The following is an 18,513-nucleotide window of genomic DNA, read 5'->3' as shown; positions in this document are numbered from 1 at the left end:
GCTCACCCCACTGGGGCGAGCGTGCGGGGCTCCTTCTCGGCCGGGGAGACCTCGCCGGACTCCGGGCCGTCCGCCGGCGGGGACGGCGGAGTGCGGCGGCCCTGGCCGGGAAACCACCAGTTGGCGTGGCCGAGCAGGCTCATCAGGGCGGGGACCAGGACCATGCGCACGATGGTGGCGTCCACGGCGACGGCCACCGCCAGGCCCAGCGCCATCATCTTGATGGTGGGGTCGGGCTGGGGCACGAAGCTCAGGAAGACGAAGATCATGATCAGCGCCGCCGAGGTGATCAGCCGGGCGGTGGCGCCGATGCCGATCACCACGCTCTCGTGCGGGTCGCCGCTGCGGTCGTACTCCTCCTTGATCCGCGACAGCAGGAAGACCTCATAGTCCATGGACAGCCCGAAGATCAGGGCGAACATGAACAGCGGGACGAAGGAGATGATCGGCACGGCCTGCTCCATGCCGAACAGCTTCACCCCCCAGCCCCACTGGAAGACCGCGGTGACCACGCCGTAGGAGGCGCCGATGGACAGCAGGTTCATCAGCGCGGCCTTGACCGGCACCACGATGGCGCGGAAGGCGATCACCAGCAGCAGCAGGGCGACGAGCACCACGGCGATCACCACGATCGGCATGCGCTCGCCCACCGTGTCGGCCAGATCGATGATCGCCGGGTTCTCCCCGCCCAGGTAGATCTGGGAGCCGGGGTGGGCGGCGGCCACCTGGGGGATCTCCTGGGCGCGCAGCCGGTGCACCAGGTCGGTGGTGGCCTCCACGTGCGGGGCGGTGGTGGGGATCACCGACACCACCGCGGTGTCGCCGGCCACGATCGGGTCGGCCACGTGCGCCACGCCGGGGACCTCGCCGACGACCCGCTTGATCTCCTGGCCCAGCAGCACGGCCTGCGGGTTGGGCTCCTTGCTCAGGTCGGGGGCGCCGCGCACCACCGGGGCGACGGCCTGCTCCCGCCGGGGCTCGGCGGTGGCCTGCGGCGGGGCCTGCGGGACGGTCAGCCCGGTCAGCCCGGCCGGGCCGTCCACTTCGGGGGCCTGGTCACCGGTCCGGGAGTTCGCGTCGGCCTCCTCGCCGGAAGAACGGGCGGGCGCCTTGGCGACGATCACCCACGGGCTGTAGTGGCCCTCGCCGAACTCGCGGGCCACCACGTCGTAGGCCTGCCGGGAGGACATCGAGGAGGCGGCGGTGCTGTCGGCCATCACGCCGAACTTCAAATCCAGCGTGGGCACCGAGCACACCAGCAGCACCAGGGTGGCGATGATCGCATACGGCCAGGCGTGCCGGTCCACGTGCCGTCCCCACCGCATCCAGCGGTCGCTGGCCTTGTCGGGGCGGACCCGCGGCAGCCGGTAGCGGTCGATGCGGGGGCCGACCGCGCCGAGGACGGCCGGCAGCAGCGTCAGCGCCGCCACCACCATGACCATCACCGCCAGCGCCGAGGCGATGCCGATGCGGCCGACGAAGGCGATGCCCGACAAGAACAGCCCGCAGATGGCGAACACCACGGTGCCGCCGGCGAAGAGCACCGCGTGCCCGGAGTGGGCCATCGCCCGGCCCACCGCGGTCTCCACGTCGTCGCCTTGGGCGATCTGCTGCCGGTAGCGGGTGACGATGAACAGGGCGTAGTCGATTCCCGCTCCCAGCCCGAGCATGGCGGCGGCCATGGGCGCGGTGGGGTGGATCTCCAGGATCGAGGCCCCGTAGTGGATCAGGGAGTAGGAGACGGCCAGGGCGCACAGCGACACCACGATCGGTATGCAGGCGGCCAGGTAGGAGCCGAACGCCAGCAGCAGCACCAGCATGGCCATGACCAGCCCGACGGCCTCCTGGGGGCCGCCCTTGGGCTGGTTGAGCAGCATGGCGACGATGCCGCCGAACTTCACCTCCAGCCCGGCCATGCGGGCCGGTTCCACGGCGCGGTCGAGCTTGTCCAGGTCGGCGGTGCTGATGTCGCCCATCGTCCCCTTGAGGAAGACGCGCACGACCACGGCCCGGTCGTTCTTGAGCCCGCCCATGCCCTGGACGTAGGGGTTCTCGATGTAGCCGACCCGGTCCAGCTTGGCGATGTTGTCGATGGCCTCCCCGACCGCCAGGGACACCCGCCAGTCACCGGGGGAGGGCGCGCCGGGCTCCTGCCGCGCGGTGAACACCACCGTGGTGGCGGGCCCGGTCATGGCCGGGAAGTCCTCCCGCAGCAGGTCCAGGGCGCGCTGGGTCTCGGTGCCGGGCAGGCTGGACTGCTGGACGAACACCCCGCCCTGGGTGAGGCCCAGCACGCCGATGGCGAGGATCGCGACGATCCACACCTCGAAGACCGTCCGCCGGCGCCGCACGCACCAGCGCCCGAGCGCGTCCAGAAAAGCCGCCATGCCGGTCATGAAACATCGTGCGGGTGCAAAATTGCAACTAGTGCAAATTCGCAGTCATGTTAATCTCCGTGACATGCATCACGTCCAGTCCGCGGGACTGCGCGAACGCAAGAAACAGCGCACCCGGCAGGCGCTCGCCACCGCCGCCCTCCGGCTGTTCGCCGAACAGGGGTATGAGGAGACCACCATCGCCGACATCGCCGCCGCGGCCGAGGTGTCCCCCCGCACCTTCTTCGCCTACTTCCCCAGCAAGGAGGACGTGGTCTTCGCCGAGATCGACGACCGGCTGGCCGAGGTGCGCGAGCGGCTGGCCCGCCGCCCGCCCGGGGAGACCCCGCTGGAGACGATCCGCGACAGCGTGCTGAACGTGCTGGAGGCGCTGGTCACCGAGCACGGCGAGTACGGGGCGGTGCAGGTGCGGCTGGTGCTGGAGCGGCCCGCGCTGCAGGCCCGCGCCCTGCAGCGGCTGCACGAGGCGCAGCTGGAGGTGGCCGGCCGGCTGCGCGAGCTGTGCCCGGACATCGACGAGATCGACGCGATGGCCGTCTCCGGGCTGGCGATCGGCTGCATGCAGGCGGTGCTCACCCACTGCCGGCGGCACGGCATGGACCCCGGCACCACCCGCGCCGCCCTGGACCGCGCCCTGATGATCATGGAGCGCGGCCTGGGCTCCATTCCGGCCCTGCACAAGGCCGCCCCCTGAGCGCCCGGAACGGCCGGCGCTTTCCGCCGATCACCCGATCGGCGGTTTTCTGCGACATGACGCGATCGGGCGGACGTTCGCCGGCCCGTGGATAAAATGCCGACCTGTCGAGGATGATCCCTGCGGGCCCATCCCGAGGACACCGGAGGTCCGGTCGGATTGACGATCGGTCATCGAGTCCGAGTCGCCGGTACGCCCGCGGCGATGCGTGCTCATACTCGTCACCCCAAGGCCGGGTCACCGCCCGGCCCGATGACTCGCGGTCGACCTATGGAGGGCGTTCGGCGGTGCCCCGACTCGTCTGGTGTGCCCTCGTGGCGTTGCTCCTGTGCGGCTGCAGCACCTCGCAGGCGGCCGAGCCCGCCGGGGACCCGGCCTCCGCCGCGCCGCCCCGGCTGCACGTCCCGGTGGTGTTCATGCTGGGCGACAGCTACACCGCGGGGATCAAGAGCGTGCCGCCGGAGAAGACCTACGCGGCCGAGACCGCCCGCCGGCTGGGCTGGCAGGTGGTCATCGCCGGGTACGCCGGAACCGGCTTCATGGCCCGCGGCAAGATCGGCAAGAACTTCGCCGACCTGTACGACGCCCAGCTGGCCTGGCGGCCCGCCCCGGACATGATCGTGGTCTCCGGCGGGCACAACGACCGCCACCCCCCGGACCAGGTGGCGCTGGCGGCCAACCGGCTGCTCACCGAGATCACGGTGCGCTGGCCCAAGACCCACGTGGTGCTGGTGGGCCCGATGTGGGGCGGCGACCCCCCGCCGCGGGCGCTGCGGGTGCGCGACGCCCTGCGCACCACCGCGACGACGCTGAAGGTGCCGTTCATCGACCCGCTGGCCGAGCGCTGGATCACCGGGAACGTCCACAAGGGAACCGGCAACGCCAAGCGGTACATCCTGCCGGACGGCACGCACCCCACCGCGGCGGGCAACCGCTACATCGCCGACCGGCTCGTCACCGCCCTGCGCGCCCGCGGGCTGGACCACCCCATGCAGGGAGTGCCCGCCCGGCGGCCGACCCCGCAGCACGCCGAGGCCGGCGCGCCCGCCGGGCGGGACGATCCGAAACGGCCCTGATCACCAGGGGCCGTACGGCCCGCCGGAGGAGCCGCCGCGCTTGCCGCGGTAGGGCTGCACCGCCGGCCGCACGTCGGCCAGGTAGATCGCGGCGACCAGGAACGCGGCGATGGGCAGGATGGACAGCAGGTGCAGGAAGTTGACCGCACCGCCCAGTCCCACCACGTTGGCCACCACCAGGAGGATCACCCACAGGTTCTTGTTCTGCTTGTCGGCGGCGGCATAGGCGCCCGCCGGGGTCCGCAGCGCGTCGAACAGCGCCCACAGCTCGAACCCGAAGGCGACGATCGCCAGGAGCCAGAAGAAGTAGTTCAGTCCCTGCACCACCGCAGACCACCACTTTCGTTGAGCCGGTCGGCACCGTGCCCGACGCTCGAGAGGATCGTCCCCACCTTATTCAAGCCGCGGACCCCACGATAAAAGCGCGCAGGCCCGGCCGACGGTTCGGCCGGGCCTGCCGCTCGCGGTGCTGCGGAAGGCGCGGTCAGTCGCCCACCTTCTTGCTCGCCCCGCCGGTGGCGCGGGAGGCGGCGCGGGCGGTCTTCTTGGCCTCGGTCACGGTGGAGCGGGCGCGGCGCCGGGTGGTCTTGGCGGCGGCCTGCAGCTCCCGGGTGGAGTCCTGCTGCTCGATCCGGGCCACGACCTTCCTGCCCCGCTCGGCCAGCTCGTCGAGGACCTCGGCGGTGCGGCTGCTGAAGTGGGCCATGTACGCCCGTGCCGCCCCCGGCAGGTCCCTGACCTCGATCCGCTCCTGCAGCCGGGTGACGTTGCCGCGCACCTCCTCCTGCAGCCGCAGCACGTTCTCCCGGAAGTCCCCCTGCAGCTTGGTCAGGTTCTGGCGGACCTCCCCCTGGTAGCGGGTGACGTTCTCGCGGACCTCGTCCTGGTAGCGGGTCACGTTCTCGCGCAGCCGGCTGACCTGCTCGGGCACTTCGCGGAGCTTCTCCACGGCCAGGTCCCCGGCGCCGGCGACGGTGTAGAGGGCCTTGTTGTCCCGGAGATTGTCCCGGAGGTTGTCGCGGAGTCTGGCGGCGAGCGTCATGGCGTTTTCCTTCTTCCCTACGTCTCGTCCTGGTCGGCCTGTTTCGCCTGCTTCGTCTTCTTGGCGGCGCCCGAGGTCTTCGGGCGGGCACGGCCGCCCGCCGCCGTGGCGGCGGCCTCGTTCTCCCTGCGGAACGACTCGTAGATGTCCAGCAGGACCTGCTTTTGCCGTTCCGTCAGGTTGAGGTCGGCCCGGATGGCGGTCTGCACATCGGTGTCGGCCTCGCGGTCCTCGAGGATCCCCGCCTGCACGTACAGCGCCTCGGCGGAGATCCGCAGCCCCTTGGCGATCTGCTGGAGGATCTCCGCGCTCGGCTTGCGCAACCCGCGCTCGATCTGGCTGAGGTACGGGTTGGAGATGCCCGACACATCGGCCAGCTGCCGCAGCGAGATCTTCGCCCGCTGCCGCTGCTCCCGGATGTACTCGCCGATCGAGCCGACCTTCGAACCTGCCATACCCTCAGGGTGCGCCAGGGTGCTTGCAATTGCAAGCACTATTGCTAGCACTTGACCGTGACTTCGGACACACCGCGCACCCGCTGCACGCCCATGGCGAAAAAGCGCGTTCTCCCTGGTAGAAGGGGGTTTTGAACTCCCGGCGCGCGGGCTTTGACCCCCGGTTTCAATCCACGTCGGCAGAGGGGACGGTCCAGGTGTTGCAAGCACTCACCGAACCGCCGCGGTAGCCCTTGACGACCCAGCCGGCGTAGTTGCGGCCGGAGCCGTGGTCGCGCTGGCCGTCGCTTTGCCGGTCGTCGCCGCGTCCCCGCACATCGGCGATCATGGCCGCGTACTGGGCCCTCGTCATGGGCAGCGTGCGACGCTCGGCCCCCAGGAACAGGCCGGCCAGGCATTGGGCCTGCAGCTCGATGCGGCGGCTGATCTCGGCGCGGTCGGCGTCGGAGGCGGCCTCCATCCGCTGGTGCCCGTAGGCCAGGATGCCCGCCTGCTCCTGCACGTGATGGCCGTACTCGTGGGCGATCACCCGGGCGTACACCGCATAGTGCGAGACCGGCTCGCCGCCGGCGGTCTCCACGATGTGCCGCAGCCCCACGTACATGGTGTTGTTCTCCGGGCAGTAGAACGCGGCGGTGCCGGGGCTGGGGTAGCTGCCGCAGGGGCCGCGGCCGGGCGAGTCCCAAAAGACCCGCTCGGGCCTGCGGAAGGGCATTCCGGCCGCGGCGAACTGCCGCTGCCAGGAACGATCCAGGCACTGGGTGAGCGTCTCCATGAAGTGCCGCATGGACTCGTCCACCCCCTCCTGGATGCGGGGCAGCCGGCAACCGGTGGGGGTCAGCGGCCCGGTCCGGTACAGGGGGTTGTCGGTCGCCGTCTGCCTGGGGACCTCCGGGGCCCGGCCGATCCGCACCGGCATCGTCCCCGGCTCGGCGAACGCCGCCATGCCCAGCGCCGCCAGCGTCAGCAGCGCGGCGATCCCGCCGAGGATCCCCGCCGCCGTGCCGCCCGCGCTCCGCCGCGGCCGCCGGTTGCGCGGCGGCAGCGCGTATCGCTGGGCGGGGGGCGGTCCTTGCGGGTATCCGGCCGCGTGCCGCCGCACCTCGGGGGCAGGGGTTCGGCGCACCATGGCCGGGATCATCTCATGCCGGACTCATGGCGAAAACGCCCCGGATATGCCGCAAAGGACCGGGCGACAGACACTTGGCGCCCCACCGTTAGCACAACGTCACGGCCGCTTGCAGCGGCAAGCGCTACGATTTGCGCCCATGTGGGGACGTTCGCGGCTGCTGGTCACGTCTGTGCTCGTCGCGGCGCTGACCGGTGCGCTGCCGGCCGCGACCGCGCACGCCGCTCCCGGGAGCGACGGACCGGCCTCCGGCCGGGTGATCAGCGACGAGGTCACCTTGACGATCGACCGCGACGGCGTGGCGCACGCCCGGGAGACGATCGTCTACGAGTTCGCCGGCGAGCGGGGCTTTGACCGCTACCTGGTCACCCGCACCCGCGACAGCGACACCCATGACCGCATCTACGAGGTCACCGGCGTGCGGGCCGGCAGCCCCGACGGCGGGCCGACCGCCGTGAGCGCCTCCACCAGCGGCGACCGGATGCACATCCGCGTCAGCGGGGACGCGCCGCTGAGCGGCCGGCGCACCGTGACGCTGGAATACGACGTGCGCGGCACGATCACCCCGCTGGGGCAGCTGGAGGAGCTGCGCTGGCCGGCGATCGGCGGCTGGCGGGTGCCGGTCGACTCGGCCAAGGTCACCGTGGCCGGCACGGCCCCGGTCCGCAACGTCAACTGCTTCGCCGGGCCGCTGCACAGCGCGATCGGCTGCAGCCGCTTCTACACCAGCCACACCCAGGACAGGGGCATGTTCGAGCAGCAGAACCTGCTGCCGGGCGAGCACCTGACCGTGGTGGTGGGCTACCCCGCGGGCGCCACCGGCGCCCAGCCGCTGTACGCCCAGCGCCGCACGCTGGTCACCGCGTTCTCGGTCAACACCGTCACCCTCAGCGCCCTGGGCGTGCTGCTGGCGCTGCTGCTGGGCGGGTTCGGCGTGCTGTACCTGCTGCGCGGCCGGGACGCGCGCGCCGTCGGCAAGCACGCCGCCGAGGGCGACCGGCCGGCCGTGGTCGGCACCGAGTTCGCCCCGCCGGACGGGGTGCGTCCCGGCCAGATCGGCACCCTGATCGACGAGCAGGCCGACGTCATCGACGTCACCGCCACCATCGTCGATCTGGCGGTGCGGTCCTACCTGCTGATCGAGGAGGAGGACCGGGCGGTCACCGGCCGCACCGACTGGACGCTGCGGCGGCTGCAGCGTCCCGTCGACGACCTGCTGCCGTATGAGCGGCTGCTCCTGGAGGCCCTGTTCAAGGACCGCGAGGAGATCAAGCTGTCGGAGCTGGGCGGCACCTTCGCCGCCGAGCTGGCCAAGGTCCGCTCGGCGATGTACGACGACGTGGTCCGCCAGGGCTGGTTCGCCCGCCGCCCCGACACCGTGCGCAGCCGCTGGACCACCGCGGGCATCGCGATCTCGGTGCTGGGCCTGCTCGGCACCGTGATCTTGGCGATCTACACCGATCTGGCGCTGGTCGGGCTGTCGGTGATCATCGGTGGGGCGGCGCTGGCGGTGGGCGGCCAGTACATGCCCGCCAAGACCGCCCGCGGCTCCACCGTGCTGGCGCACACCATCGGTTTCCGGGCGTTCCTGGAGCGCGGCCAGGCCCCCGAGGGCGTCGAGGGGCCGCAGCGCATCGCCCTGTTCTCCCGCTACCTGCCGTACGCGGTGGTGTTCGACGTGGTCGGCAAGTGGGCCAAGACCGTCGAGGACGCCGGCGTGCAGGCCAAGGGCGCCGACAACCTCTACTGGTATGAGGGCCCGGCCGAGTGGGACCTGTCGAAGTTCGCCGAGTCGATGCGCACCTTCACGCTGGCCGCCTCCGGCGCGATCTCCCAGACCAGGCAGTTCCGCAGCCTGTGAGCCCGCATCGGGCGATATGCAGGCAAACGCCGGAGTCGATCCGCTTTCACCGGGTAGGGGCCGGAGCGGAGGTGGATCGACATGACGACCATGACCGTCCAGCTGGGGGCGGGCTACTGGCTGCTGCTGGGCCCGGCGCTGATCGCCCTCGGGCTCATCATCTGGCTGATGCTGACCTTGCGCGCGGCGCGTCATCGGCCGCAGCATCCCGAGCAGCTGCAGGGGTCCACCCCGCATCGCGGTCCCATCCAAGGCGGGATCATGGAGGGCGACCCGGGCCAGCGCAACGCCAACGAAAAGAGCTTCGAACCCCGTTCGTGAGGGTCATCCGCACGGCAGCGCGGCCCAGAGCGCAGGGGCCGGGCGGACCTGGCCGACCGTCTCCTCACCGCCGTGCACCGGGGCGGTGGCCAGCTCCCGAAGCCGCGGCGAGTCCGCCACCCCCAGGGCGCGCAGCAACGCCACGGTGACCGGGGTGCGCGCCCGCGCCGCCCCATCGTCGATCTTGACCGCTCCGGCCCGGCCGTCCGGCAGCGCGAACGCGTCCACGCCCTCGGCCCCGCACTTGACCAGCAGGCCCGGCACCGCCTGCATCAGGCGGCGCTCCGGGCGGCGGATGCCGGAGGTCCACTCCGGGTGGGCCCGCATCGCGTCGGCCACCCGCCGCTCCGGGCTGCCGGGCGGGGCCAGCGTCAGCGCCCGCACCGCCCGCGCCAGCCCGCTCAGGGAGATCGCGAACGTCGGCACCCCGCAGCCGTCCACCCCGGCGGCGGCGGGAGTCTCACCGGCCAGCTCGGCCAGGGTGTCCCGCACGGCCCGCTGCAGCGGGTGGTCGAAGTCCCGGTAGGAGTCGAGCGGCCAGCCGTTGACCGCGCAGGTGGCCAGCATCGCCGCGTGCTTGCCCGAACAGTTCATCCGCAGCCGGGAGCGGGCGCCGCCGGACCTGGCCACCTCGACCATGACCGGCTGCTCCAGCGGCCAGGACGCCGGGCAGCGCAGCGCCCGCGCGCTCAGGCCGGCCCCGGCCAGGATCTTCTCGGTGCCCTCGACGTGGAAGTCCTCCCCGGAGTGGCTGGCGGCGGCCAGTGCCAGCAGCTCATCGGCCAGCTCCAGCCCGTGCCGCAGCATGGCCACCGCCTGGATGGGCTTGACGGCCGACCGGGGGAAGATCGGCTCTTCGACGGCGCCGAACCGCACCGCCGCACCGCCGTCGGCGCCCAGCCCCACCGCCGCCCCGCGGTGCCGTGACTCCACGAACCCCGACCGCACCACCTCGATCAGTACCGGATTGGCCTCCACGGACTCCCCCACCCGGTCTCGACGGATCCTCCCCCGCCCCCATACCCGGCGGGCGGGCCCGCCCATGCGGGGTTCAGGCGCGGGGACGCACTCCCAGGAAGGCGCGGGCCTCCTCAGCGGTCATCGGCGGGCGCTGGGCGAAGCGGGCCAGCGCGGCGGCCCGTTCGACCAGGACGGTGTTGGAGGTGACCGGCACGCCTTTGGCGTAGCTGAGGGTGTCCTCCATGCCGACGCGCAGGTGCCCGCCGGCCGACAGCGCCGCGAACATCACCGGCAGCGCGCTGCGGCCGATGCCGGTGGCCGACCAGGTGGCCCCCTCCGGCAGGGCCTGCACCGCGGCGACCAGGGTGCGGGTGTCCCCGGGCATCCCGCCGGGCACCCCCATGACCAGGTCGCAGTGGACGCGGCCGCCGTAGGGCTCCCCGTAGGCGTCCAGCAGCCGGTGCAGCGCGGCGATGTGCCCCAGGTCGAACAGCTCGAACTCCGGGACGATCTGCAGCTCCTGGGTGCGCTGGTACAGGTCGGCCATGAACGGCCAGGGGTTGGCGAAGATCTCGTCGCCGAAGTTGACCGTGCCGCAGGTCAGCGAGCAGGCGTCCGGGTCGGCCTCCAGCACCCGCAGCCGGTCGTCGAAGGAGTCGGTGACGGCGCCGCCGGTGGACAGCTGGATCACCAGCCCGGTGCTCTCCCGCAGCGCCTGGACGGTGTCGCGCAGCCGGACCGGGTCCAAGGTGGGCCGGGCCTGCTCGTCGCGGATGTGGACGTGGATCACGCCCGCGCCGGCGGCCTCGCAGTCCTTGGCGGTCTGCACGAGTTCCTCGAGCGTGACCGGCAGTTGCGGCACCTTCGCCTTGTCGGCCTCGGCCCCGGTGGGGGCCACGGTGATGAGCGTCGTTGCTCCCATGAGGGCATCCTCGCCCGCGAGCCGGGGACGGCACAATAGGCGGGTCACAAGGTCCCCGGGGAAAGGCGATCATGCGGTCGGTGGTGCAGCGGGTGAGCCGGGCGAGCGTCACCGTGGACGGCGCGGTGGTGGGCGCGATCGAGGAGCCGGGGCTGCTGGCCCTGGTGGGGGTGACCCACGACGACACCGTCGAGCGGGCCCGCAAGCTGGCCGGCAAGCTGTGGGGGCTGCGGATCTTGGACGGGGAGAAGTCCTGCTCGGACGTGGCCGCCCCGCTGCTGGTGGTCAGTCAGTTCACGCTGTACGGGGACACCCGCAAGGGGCGCCGCCCGAGCTGGATCGCGGCCGCCCCCGGCCCGGTGGCCGAGCCGCTGGTGGAGGAGGTGGTGGCCGAGCTGCGCCGGCTGGGCGCCCGGGTGCAGACCGGGGTGTTCGGCGCGGACATGAAGGTGGAGCTGGTCAACGACGGCCCGGTCACCGTGATCGTGGAGGTGTGACCGGCCGCTTCAGCGGCCGAAGCCGTAGACCATGCCGACCACGGTGACCAGTGTGCCCGCGCAGGCCAGCAGGATGACCGCCCGGTCGGCCTGGGCCAGCCGGCCGCGGACCTTGGGGCTGAAGACCACCTTGCCGGTGGTGCGGTTGGGGTCGGGTGCGCGCTTTTTGCGGAACGGGTTGCTCAGCCCCACCAGGCGCCACAGGGCGTCGGTCTTGACCTCCTGGTGGGCGGGGGTGCAGGCGAACAGCCGGCCGCGCACCGGCTCCCGGCAGGAAAAGCCCTGCCGGGTGCTGACCCGGCAGATCGTCGGCACCAGCAGGAACTCATAGCCGCACCACAGCAGCAGGGTCAGCAGCGCCAGCCGCCAGGAGCGCAGCCACCAGGCCGCGCCCAGCAGCAGCGCGAAGGCCGCCCACCACACCAGCGCCGATTCCCGTCCCGGCCGCCGCCGGCGCCCGGGGCCGCTGCGGCGCGGGGCGGGCCGGCCGCCGTCCGGCCGCGGCATGTCCGGGACCGTCTGGTTCGGATCCAGGCGCGGTGCTGCGGGGAAGCCCGCCTCTTCTGGCTGACTGCCCGGATTCGCCACCATCCTCGCGACCACCTTTTCCCGCCGGGACCGACTGTGAGCTCATGGGTGGCCGGGCGCGCGGCCACGACAGACGATTGTGCCCGCCCCGGCAAGGCTTCACGCGGTTTCCGAGGATGGGTGATCCTTTCCCGCTGCGCCCGCCTTCGGGTGGTTTCGACGCCCGCTCAGCGGCCGGCGGCCGGGCGGCGGCGCAGCGCGATCTGCGCGTTGGCGCCGGTGTCCGGGGAGACCACCACCTCCTGGGCGGCGGCCACTCCCCCGGCCAGCAGCTCGGCGTCCACCGGGACGGTCCGCTTGACCATGGCCAGCGCGATCGGGCCGAGTTCGTGGTGGCGGGCGGCGGTGCCGACGAACCCGACGCGGCGGCCGCCCAGCTCCACCGGGTCGCCGTGGGCGGGCAGGTGGTCGACGCTGCCGTCCAGGTGCAGCATGACCAGCCGGCGGGGCGGGCGGCCCAGGTTGTGCACCCGGGCGACGGTCTCCTGGCCCCGGTAGCAGCCCTTGTTCAGGTGGACGGCCTCATCGATCCAGCCGGCCTCATGGGGAATGGTGCGCTCGTCGGTGTCCAGTCCCAGCCTGGGCCGGTGGGCGGCGATGCGCAGCGCCTCATAGGCCCACAACCCGGCCGGACGCGCCGCCTCGGGCAACCGCGGCAGGGCGGAGCGTTCGATGATCCAGCTGGAGCCGGCCACGTCCGGGAACTCCAGGGCGCCGGGGACGTCCACCGCGCCGGTCACCACCGCGTACCGGTCGGTGAGGTCGGCGACCTCCACGCGCAGCAGAAAACGCATGCGGTCCAGGAACTCCACCAGCGCGGGCGCGGTGCCCACCTCCACGTGAGCCCATACCGCCTCCCCGTCGTCCACCAGGTGCAGGTGGTGTTCGACGCGGCCGTGCGGGCTCAGCAGCAGCGCCTGGGTGGGCCGGTGCGGCTCCAGGTGCTCCAGGTGCTGGCTGAGCAGGCTGTGCAGCCACTTGAGCCGGTCGGGCCCGGACACCCGGATCACGCCCCGGTTGCCGCGGTCCACGAAGGCGGTGCCGGCCTCCAGGGCGCGTTGCTCGTGGACGGGCTCACCGTAGTGGGCGGCGACATCCTGGTCGGGCCGGTCGGCGGCGACGGCGCCGGGCAGGCTCAGCAGCGGGCTCTTCATGGTCCCCAGCCTATGCGGCCCTGCCGGGGATGAGTTTTCAGCGGCAGTCCCGGCAGCGCCCGTAGACGGTCAGGTGGTGCACGTCCGTGGTGAAGCCGTAGTCGCGGGCCAGCGTCTCCACCAGCTCGTCGGCGACCTTGGGGCTGATGTCGCGGGCCGTGCCGCAGTGCCGGCACACCAGGTGCAGGTGCTCGGCCTCGGCGGCCAGGTGGTAGGTGGGCGGCCCGTGGCCGAGGTGGGTGTGCTTGACCAGCCCGAGTTCCTCCAGCAGTTCCAGCGTCCGGTAGACGGTGGAGATGTTGACGCCGCGTGCGGTGCGCTGCACCTGGGCGCAGATCTCCTCGGGGGTGCCGTGCTCAAGCTCGGTGACCGCCTCGAGCACGAGCTGGCGCTGGGGGGTGACCCGGTACCCGCGGGCCCGCAGCTCCTCCTGCCACGTGTCGGCCATGCCATGAGTCTATGTCCGCCGATCACCGCGGGACGGCCCGCGGGAACCGGACGAATATCCACTTGCCCGGTCCCGGACCGGTCGCATAGCGTGCGGGTACGCGGGAAAGGAGGTGGTCCGGAACATGCATGATTCTGGGACTCGCGAGGTGACTGTCCGCTAGTCGCCGTCCCGCCTTGGAACTCCCCGCACGCGCGGGGAACTCTCCAGCCGTGATGGCGGCTGGCGAATACCAGGCAATCACCCGATCCCCGGGCCGATGGATCAAGTCCCGTCCATCGCCGCCGTGCGCGGAGGGCCCGGGGATCGTTCTTTTTCCTAACGGACCCGCTTGAGCTGGGCGGAGACGTGGGACTGCAGCGACTGTCCCATGGCCGCCATGTCGTAGGCCCAGCCGAGGTCCTCCCCGATCAGCCCGTACAGCCGGTGGCCGGCGGCGACCTCCTTGGCGCTGGAGGTGCGGGCGACCACGTCGGTGCGCAGCTCGACCCGGTTGAAGGCGACGGTGCCGATGTAGATCTCCACGACCCCGGTGGGGTGCGCCAGCGTCACCTCCACCTCATTGTTGGGCTGTGGCCGCCAGTAGCCCGTCTCGACGGCCAGCGGCTGCCCCAGGTTTCCGTCCTCGTCCAGCAGCCAGGTGCGGCTGGAGTAGATCAAAAAGGGTTTGCCATTGTGGGTGAAGGAGATCTCCTGTCCGAAACGGAAGCTGTCGATGGTGGGGTAACCGCCGACTCCGGCGCCCTCCCACTCGCCCAGCAGGAACTCCAGCGGCTTGAGGTCGGGATGCAGCTCGGGCTTCATGCTCGGTCAGCGTAGTGCCCGCCGCGCCCTGCCAAGGACGCTCAGCGCAGCCGGGCCAGGGCGACCACCAGCAGCAGCGACAGCACCGCCGTCACCGCCAGCGCGGCGACCAGGACCACCACGTTCACCATGGCCATGGGCCGAGCGTAGCGGGCGGGGGAGATCGACTTCACCGCGCACGCTCCGCGGCGCGCGGTAGTGTGCCGGTCATGGGAAGATCACTGGTGATCAAGGCGACCTCGGGCGCGGACGCCAAGGAGCGCTGCAACCAGGCGTTCACGGTGGCCGCGGCGGGGGTGGCGGCCGGCGCGAAGGTGTCGCTGTGGCTGACCGGTGAGGCCGCCTGGTACGCCCTGCCGGGCAGGGCCGAGGAGTTCGAGCTGCCGCACGCCACGCCGCTGCGGGACCTGCTGGAGGTCGTGCTGGCCGGGGGAACGGTGACGGTGTGCAGCCAGTGCGCGGCCCGCCGCGACATCGGCCCAGACGATGTGATCCCCGGGGTGCGGATCGCCGGCGCCCCCACGTTCGTCGAAGAGGTCATGGCAGAGGGCGCCCAGGCGCTGGTCTACTGACCCTTTTCAGCACCGTCTTCACAGGTCGAAACGCCTGAGGGCGGGTGCTGAAAGGTTCACCGGCCTCGCGCCGGACCGCCGGGTTGATCGCCTGCGGAGCGGAGATACCGATCCCATGCGGCAGAGGGAGTGCACGACATGATCGAGATCCCCGGCTGGCTGTGGGCGGCGACGATCGTTTTCATCGTCGCGCTTTTCGTGTTCGACCTGCTGGTGGCGGTGCGCCGGCCGCACGCGGTGCACTTGCGGGAGGCGACCTTCTGGTCGGTCTTCTACGTGGCGCTCGCGGTCGGGTTCGGGTTCGTGCTGTGGGCGGTGTCCGGCCCGACGGCCGGCACCGAGTACTTCGCCGGCTGGGTGGTCGAAAAAAGCCTGTCGGTGGACAACCTGTTCGTCTTCGTGATCATTTTCGCGCGGTTCGCGGTGCCCGAGGAGTACCAGCAAAAGACGCTGCTGTTCGGGATCGGGGCGGCGCTGCTGCTGCGCAGCGTGCTGATCGCGGTCGGCGCGGCGGCCGTCAGCATGTTCTCCTGGACGTTCCTGTTCTTCGGGCTGATCCTGCTGTGGACGGCGGTGCAGCTGATCCGCAACCGCGACAAGGAACCCGATGTCGACGACAACTTCCTGGTCCGCCACTCCCGCAAGGTGCTGCCGGTCACCGACGACCTGCACGGCGGGCGGCTGGTGACCAAGGAGGCGGGCCGCACGGTGGTGACCCCGCTGCTGCTGGTGTTCATCGCCATCGGCAGCACCGACCTGATGTTCGCGCTGGACTCCATCCCCGCGGTCTTCGGGGTCACCAGCGAGCCGTTCATCGTCTTCACCGCCAACGCCTTCGCCCTGCTGGGCCTGCGGGCGCTGTACTTCCTGGTCGAAGGGCTGCTGGAGCGGCTGGTCTACCTGGCGATCGGGCTGTCGGCGATCTTGGCGTTCATCGGCGTCAAGCTGCTGCTGCACTTCGCCCACGAGGACGTCTCCCACGCGGTGCCGCAGGTGCCCACCCCGCTGTCGCTGCTGGTCATCCTGGGCGTCCTGGTCGTCACCACGGTGGCCAGCCTGCTGCGCGTCCGCGCCCACCCCGAGGAGCGGGCCCACGCCGTCGCCGTCACCGTCCGTCCCCGCAAGGAGCCGCGGGACGAGCAGAAGGAGGCCGCCCGCCGGAGCGACAGCACGTCCGGCCCGTGAGCGGCCGTCGGGGCGGCGCCCGGTGGGAGCGGTGCCGGACGAGCGGTGCGGGAGGGGCCATCTGCCGCGCTCCTTCGGCCGCCCGGCGGGGCAGACCCACACGCCGTCGTACCAGGGGACGTAGCCGAAACCAGCCCGGCCGGGCGCGGGCGGCGCTCCTGTCCAGGCGCTGAGAAGACCGCCACGCGCCCCTCGCCGTCCCAGGGCCGCAAGGCGGTCGCGAACGACAGGATGCGCTGCGCGGCGTGGCCGACCGCGACCGGCCCGTCCCGGCAGGCGGGCCGCCCGATGGACGCCGAGGGGCGGAATCCCGCCCCTCGGCACGCGTTCCCGACCGGCCGGCCTTCAGCCGAGGACGGCCTTGAGGCGCTCCTCGCGCAGGCGGTCCGCCCAGGACTCCGGAAGCGGCGGCAGCTCGTCCTTGATCGCCCAGCGCAGCAGCAGGTCGGCCAGGCCGGGGTTGCGGACCAGGGCCGGGCCGTGCATGTAGGTGCCGATCACATGGTCGGCGTAGGCGCCCTCGGTCCCGTCGCCGTTGCCGACCCCGTGCACCACGCGCGCCAGCGGCTTGGCGCCCGGCCCCAGATAGGTGACGCCCTGGTGGTTTTCGAAACCGGTGATGCGGGGCACTCCCAGCGCCGGGTCCACGTCACCGACGATCTCGCCGACCGCCCGCCGCTCGCCCCGGCCGCTGCGGATGTCCAGCAGGCCCAGCCCCTGGACCGGCTGGCCCTCCTCACCGCCGAACTCGGTGCCCAGCAGCTGGTAGCCGGCGCAGACCGCGAAGATCACCGCCCCGAACTCGCGGGCCTTGTGCAGCCCGCCGTCGTTGCGCAGCCGCCGCGCGGCCAGGATCTGCGGCCGGTCCTCGCCGCCGCCCAGCAGGTAGATGTCGCCGTCCACCGGGACCGTCTCGTCCGAACGCACGTGCACGGTACGGGTGTGGATGCCGCGCAGCGCCGCCCGGCGCTCCAAAACGATGCAGTTGCCCTGGTCGCCGTAGGTGCTGAGCAGGTCGGGGTAGACCCAGACGATCTTGATGCTGGCGCTAGACGACACGTCCGTACCTCGCTCGGATCTGCTGGAAGGCGGTGTAGTTGGCGATCACGTCCAGGTGGCCCGGCGGCACCGCCATCACCGCCTGGTCGATGTCGTCCACGACGGTGAAGTCCAGCTCGGCGGCCTCCAGCCGGGCGGCCAGGTCCAGCCGGCGCTCCCCGGTCGCCCACACCGGGCGGCCGCGCAGGATGCGGTAGTCCACATCCCACAGCCAGGAGGTGTCCCGGCCGTCGGGGACCTGGGCGTTGATCGACAGCGCCACCGGCCCGGGAGCCGGCTGCAGCACATCGAAGGCCTCCAGCCAGCCGGCCGGGTTCTTGGCCAGCAGCAGCCGGATGGTGCGGCCCTCGTGCTCGACCGTGGTGTAGCGGCCGGCCACCGACTTGACCTGGGCCAGCAGCGGCAGCGCGGTCTCCGGCTCGATCCCGAAGCGGGAGACCACCGCCAGCGCGATCGCGGCGTTGGAGCGGTTGGCCCGGCCCGGCAGCTGCAGCCCGGTCAGCTCATAGGTCTGGCCGCTGGGCGTGGTCACCCGCTCCCCGTGCAGGATCCACTCGGGCTTGGGACGGGCGAAGGAGCACTCCCGGCAGCCCCAGTTGACGCCCTCGCGGTCCAGCGGGCCGCCGCATTCGGGACACGACCAGGAGTCCTCGCGCCAGTGCTGCCCGGCCGCCACCCAGGTCACGCTCTTGGCGGTGGAGGCGCCCCAGGTGACCAGCGGGTCGTCGCAGTTGGCGACCACATGGGTGTCGGGCGCCTCCTCCAGGGCGCGCCGCCACTTGCCGGCCAGCAGCCAGATCTCGGCGGCCCGGTCCATCTGGTCGCGGCTGAGGTTCATCAGGGCCACCACGCCGGCCCTGGTCTCCTTGAGCACCGCCGGCACGTACTTTTCGTCGCACTCCAGCACGCCGTACTTGGCGTTGGGGGCGGCGGCCAGCGCCGAGACGTGCCCGGTCGGCATGTTGGCGCCGAAGGCGTTGGTGGCGATCTCACCGAGCGGCGTCATCGCCGAGGCGATCAGCCGGGTGGTGGTGGTCTTGCCGTTGGTGGCGCTGACCAGGACGATCTTGCGGTCCTTCGACAGCCTGGTCAGCAGCTCGGGGTCGAGCTTGAGCCCGATCCGGCCTCCGATCACCGAACCGTCGCCTCGGCCCGTCAGCCGCGACACCTTCGCGGCGGTGCGGCCGAGCGCTACGGCCATCTGCGCGCGCAGCGGAAGATCGCTCATGGACTCCTGCTCTTCCGGTTTGGCCTGGAACTTGGACGCGGCCAGCTGACAAGGGGCGTTGAAGCGAGCCTAGTGCCTCAGCAGGGGACTTGGCGTTTCATTCCGGGCAGGACACCCCGACG

At 72.0% G+C, this 18,513-nt stretch carries 20 protein-coding genes; 7 read left to right on the top strand and 13 right to left on the bottom strand.

What is annotated here, in order from left to right; all coding sequences use genetic code 11:
* Positions 1-2: 2 nt before the first annotated feature.
* Positions 3-2,387: an MMPL family transporter gene (locus tag BUE48_RS03350; RefSeq protein WP_286988794.1), complete on the bottom strand. Its 2,385-nt coding sequence runs from the start codon at positions 2,385-2,387 to the stop codon at positions 3-5.
* A 73-nt stretch (positions 2,388-2,460) separates the two neighbouring features.
* Here BUE48_RS03350 and BUE48_RS03345 point away from each other — a divergent pair, with 73 nt between their 5' ends.
* Entirely contained in the window at positions 2,461-3,090 is a 630-nt protein-coding gene (locus BUE48_RS03345) for a TetR family transcriptional regulator (RefSeq protein ID WP_012851046.1), read from the top strand.
* Positions 3,091-3,404: 314 nt separating this feature from the next.
* Entirely contained in the window at positions 3,405-4,166 is a 762-nt protein-coding gene (locus BUE48_RS03340; protein ID WP_245536963.1) for an SGNH/GDSL hydrolase family protein, read from the top strand.
* Here BUE48_RS03340 and BUE48_RS03335 read toward each other — a convergent pair whose 3' ends face one another.
* The 4 genes from BUE48_RS03335 to BUE48_RS03320 all read right to left on the bottom strand — a co-directional run bounded on the left by BUE48_RS03335 (position 4,167) and on the right by BUE48_RS03320 (position 6,792).
* Complete coding sequence (locus BUE48_RS03335) at positions 4,167-4,493, bottom strand: DUF2516 family protein (protein ID WP_012851044.1); 327 nt, start codon at positions 4,491-4,493, stop codon at positions 4,167-4,169.
* 157 nt (positions 4,494-4,650) lie between these two features.
* Positions 4,651-5,208: a hypothetical protein gene (locus BUE48_RS03330; protein WP_012851043.1), complete on the bottom strand. Its 558-nt coding sequence runs from the start codon at positions 5,206-5,208 to the stop codon at positions 4,651-4,653.
* 17 nt (positions 5,209-5,225) lie between these two features.
* Positions 5,226-5,663 (bottom strand): helix-turn-helix domain-containing protein, encoded by a 438-nt coding sequence (locus BUE48_RS03325; RefSeq protein WP_012851042.1) that lies wholly within the window; start codon positions 5,661-5,663, stop codon positions 5,226-5,228.
* Positions 5,664-5,829: 166 nt separating this feature from the next.
* Positions 5,830-6,792: a neutral zinc metallopeptidase gene (locus BUE48_RS03320; RefSeq protein WP_286988790.1), complete on the bottom strand. Its 963-nt coding sequence runs from the start codon at positions 6,790-6,792 to the stop codon at positions 5,830-5,832.
* A 139-nt stretch (positions 6,793-6,931) separates the two neighbouring features.
* Here BUE48_RS03320 and BUE48_RS03315 point away from each other — a divergent pair, with 139 nt between their 5' ends.
* Positions 6,932-8,653: a DUF2207 domain-containing protein gene (locus tag BUE48_RS03315; protein WP_012851040.1), complete on the top strand. Its 1,722-nt coding sequence runs from the start codon at positions 6,932-6,934 to the stop codon at positions 8,651-8,653.
* A gap of 81 nt (positions 8,654-8,734) precedes the next feature.
* A complete protein-coding gene (locus tag BUE48_RS03310; RefSeq protein ID WP_012851039.1) occupies positions 8,735-8,974 on the top strand; it encodes a hypothetical protein in 240 nt (79 codons plus the stop codon).
* Positions 8,975-8,977: 3 nt separating this feature from the next.
* Here BUE48_RS03310 and BUE48_RS03305 read toward each other — a convergent pair whose 3' ends face one another.
* Together BUE48_RS03305 and BUE48_RS03300 are read right to left on the bottom strand one after the other, a co-directional pair.
* Positions 8,978-9,964 carry an asparaginase gene (locus tag BUE48_RS03305; RefSeq protein ID WP_012851038.1) on the bottom strand — a complete coding sequence of 329 codons (987 nt, stop codon included), beginning with the start codon at positions 9,962-9,964 and terminating at the stop codon, positions 8,978-8,980.
* 61 nt (positions 9,965-10,025) lie between these two features.
* On the bottom strand, positions 10,026-10,856 hold the full coding sequence (locus tag BUE48_RS03300) for a beta-keto acid cleavage family enzyme (protein WP_286988787.1): 831 nt from the start codon (positions 10,854-10,856) through the stop codon (positions 10,026-10,028).
* Between the two features lie 71 nt (positions 10,857-10,927).
* On the opposite strand from BUE48_RS03300, the gene dtd reads away from it, so the two are divergent.
* Positions 10,928-11,353, top strand: coding sequence for a D-aminoacyl-tRNA deacylase (gene dtd, locus BUE48_RS03295; protein WP_012851036.1), 426 nt, complete (start codon positions 10,928-10,930; stop codon positions 11,351-11,353).
* Positions 11,354-11,362: 9 nt separating this feature from the next.
* Here the strand turns inward: dtd and BUE48_RS03290 are convergent, their stop codons facing one another.
* From BUE48_RS03290 to BUE48_RS03275, 4 genes are all read right to left on the bottom strand, one after another.
* Positions 11,363-11,860 carry a hypothetical protein gene (locus BUE48_RS03290; protein WP_041439277.1) on the bottom strand — a complete coding sequence of 166 codons (498 nt, stop codon included), beginning with the start codon at positions 11,858-11,860 and terminating at the stop codon, positions 11,363-11,365.
* A gap of 248 nt (positions 11,861-12,108) precedes the next feature.
* Positions 12,109-13,095: a CAF17-like 4Fe-4S cluster assembly/insertion protein YgfZ gene (gene ygfZ / locus BUE48_RS03285; protein ID WP_012851034.1), complete on the bottom strand. Its 987-nt coding sequence runs from the start codon at positions 13,093-13,095 to the stop codon at positions 12,109-12,111.
* Positions 13,096-13,132: 37 nt separating this feature from the next.
* Positions 13,133-13,543 (bottom strand): Fur family transcriptional regulator, encoded by a 411-nt coding sequence (locus BUE48_RS03280; protein ID WP_012851033.1) that lies wholly within the window; start codon positions 13,541-13,543, stop codon positions 13,133-13,135.
* A 318-nt stretch (positions 13,544-13,861) separates the two neighbouring features.
* Positions 13,862-14,347 (bottom strand): heme-binding beta-barrel domain-containing protein, encoded by a 486-nt coding sequence (locus tag BUE48_RS03275; RefSeq protein ID WP_012851032.1) that lies wholly within the window; start codon positions 14,345-14,347, stop codon positions 13,862-13,864.
* A 209-nt stretch (positions 14,348-14,556) separates the two neighbouring features.
* Between BUE48_RS03275 and BUE48_RS03270 the strand changes: the two genes are divergently transcribed.
* Positions 14,557-14,919: a DsrE family protein gene (locus BUE48_RS03270; RefSeq protein WP_012851030.1), complete on the top strand. Its 363-nt coding sequence runs from the start codon at positions 14,557-14,559 to the stop codon at positions 14,917-14,919.
* A 138-nt stretch (positions 14,920-15,057) separates the two neighbouring features.
* Entirely contained in the window at positions 15,058-16,104 is a 1,047-nt protein-coding gene (locus BUE48_RS03265; RefSeq protein WP_286988782.1) for a TerC family protein, read from the top strand.
* Between the two features lie 345 nt (positions 16,105-16,449).
* Here BUE48_RS03265 and BUE48_RS03260 read toward each other — a convergent pair whose 3' ends face one another.
* Together BUE48_RS03260 and BUE48_RS03255 are read right to left on the bottom strand one after the other, a co-directional pair.
* On the bottom strand, positions 16,450-17,163 hold the full coding sequence (locus tag BUE48_RS03260) for a type 1 glutamine amidotransferase (RefSeq protein WP_012851028.1): 714 nt from the start codon (positions 17,161-17,163) through the stop codon (positions 16,450-16,452).
* On the bottom strand, positions 17,153-18,391 hold the full coding sequence (locus BUE48_RS03255; RefSeq protein WP_012851027.1) for a Mur ligase family protein: 1,239 nt from the start codon (positions 18,389-18,391) through the stop codon (positions 17,153-17,155). The genes BUE48_RS03260 and BUE48_RS03255 overlap by 11 nt, the downstream gene beginning before the upstream one ends.
* Between the last annotated feature and the right edge of the window lie 122 nt (positions 18,392-18,513).

Source organism: Thermomonospora sp. CIF 1, assembly GCF_001896795.1.
Classification (GTDB): domain Bacteria; phylum Actinomycetota; class Actinomycetes; order Streptosporangiales; family Streptosporangiaceae; genus Thermomonospora; species Thermomonospora curvata.
The sequence above is the reverse complement of the archived record's forward strand: the minus strand, read 5'-3'. Positions and strand labels throughout refer to the sequence as shown.

Excerpts from the sequence above, each read along its gene's own strand:
- BUE48_RS03310 (WP_012851039.1), top strand. The coding sequence starts at position 8,735 with ATGACGACCATGACCGTCCAGCTGGGGGCGGGCTACTGGCTGCTGCTG.
- BUE48_RS03300 (WP_286988787.1), bottom strand. The coding sequence starts at position 10,856 with ATGGGAGCAACGACGCTCATCACCGTGGCCCCCACCGGGGCCGAGGCC.
- BUE48_RS03270 (WP_012851030.1), top strand. The coding sequence starts at position 14,557 with ATGGGAAGATCACTGGTGATCAAGGCGACCTCGGGCGCGGACGCCAAG.
- BUE48_RS03275 (WP_012851032.1), bottom strand. The coding sequence starts at position 14,347 with ATGAAGCCCGAGCTGCATCCCGACCTCAAGCCGCTGGAGTTCCTGCTG.
- BUE48_RS03265 (WP_286988782.1), top strand. The coding sequence starts at position 15,058 with ATGATCGAGATCCCCGGCTGGCTGTGGGCGGCGACGATCGTTTTCATC.
- BUE48_RS03325 (WP_012851042.1), bottom strand. The coding sequence starts at position 5,663 with ATGGCAGGTTCGAAGGTCGGCTCGATCGGCGAGTACATCCGGGAGCAG.
- BUE48_RS03290 (WP_041439277.1), bottom strand. The coding sequence starts at position 11,860 with ATGCCGCGGCCGGACGGCGGCCGGCCCGCCCCGCGCCGCAGCGGCCCC.
- BUE48_RS03280 (WP_012851033.1), bottom strand. The coding sequence starts at position 13,543 with ATGGCCGACACGTGGCAGGAGGAGCTGCGGGCCCGCGGGTACCGGGTC.
- dtd (WP_012851036.1), top strand. The coding sequence starts at position 10,928 with ATGCGGTCGGTGGTGCAGCGGGTGAGCCGGGCGAGCGTCACCGTGGAC.
- ygfZ (WP_012851034.1), bottom strand. The coding sequence starts at position 13,095 with ATGAAGAGCCCGCTGCTGAGCCTGCCCGGCGCCGTCGCCGCCGACCGG.
- BUE48_RS03350 (WP_286988794.1), bottom strand. The coding sequence starts at position 2,387 with ATGGCGGCTTTTCTGGACGCGCTCGGGCGCTGGTGCGTGCGGCGCCGG.
- BUE48_RS03345 (WP_012851046.1), top strand. The coding sequence starts at position 2,461 with ATGCATCACGTCCAGTCCGCGGGACTGCGCGAACGCAAGAAACAGCGC.
- BUE48_RS03330 (WP_012851043.1), bottom strand. The coding sequence starts at position 5,208 with ATGACGCTCGCCGCCAGACTCCGCGACAACCTCCGGGACAATCTCCGG.
- BUE48_RS03255 (WP_012851027.1), bottom strand. The coding sequence starts at position 18,391 with ATGAGCGATCTTCCGCTGCGCGCGCAGATGGCCGTAGCGCTCGGCCGC.
- BUE48_RS03315 (WP_012851040.1), top strand. The coding sequence starts at position 6,932 with ATGTGGGGACGTTCGCGGCTGCTGGTCACGTCTGTGCTCGTCGCGGCG.
- BUE48_RS03320 (WP_286988790.1), bottom strand. The coding sequence starts at position 6,792 with ATGGTGCGCCGAACCCCTGCCCCCGAGGTGCGGCGGCACGCGGCCGGA.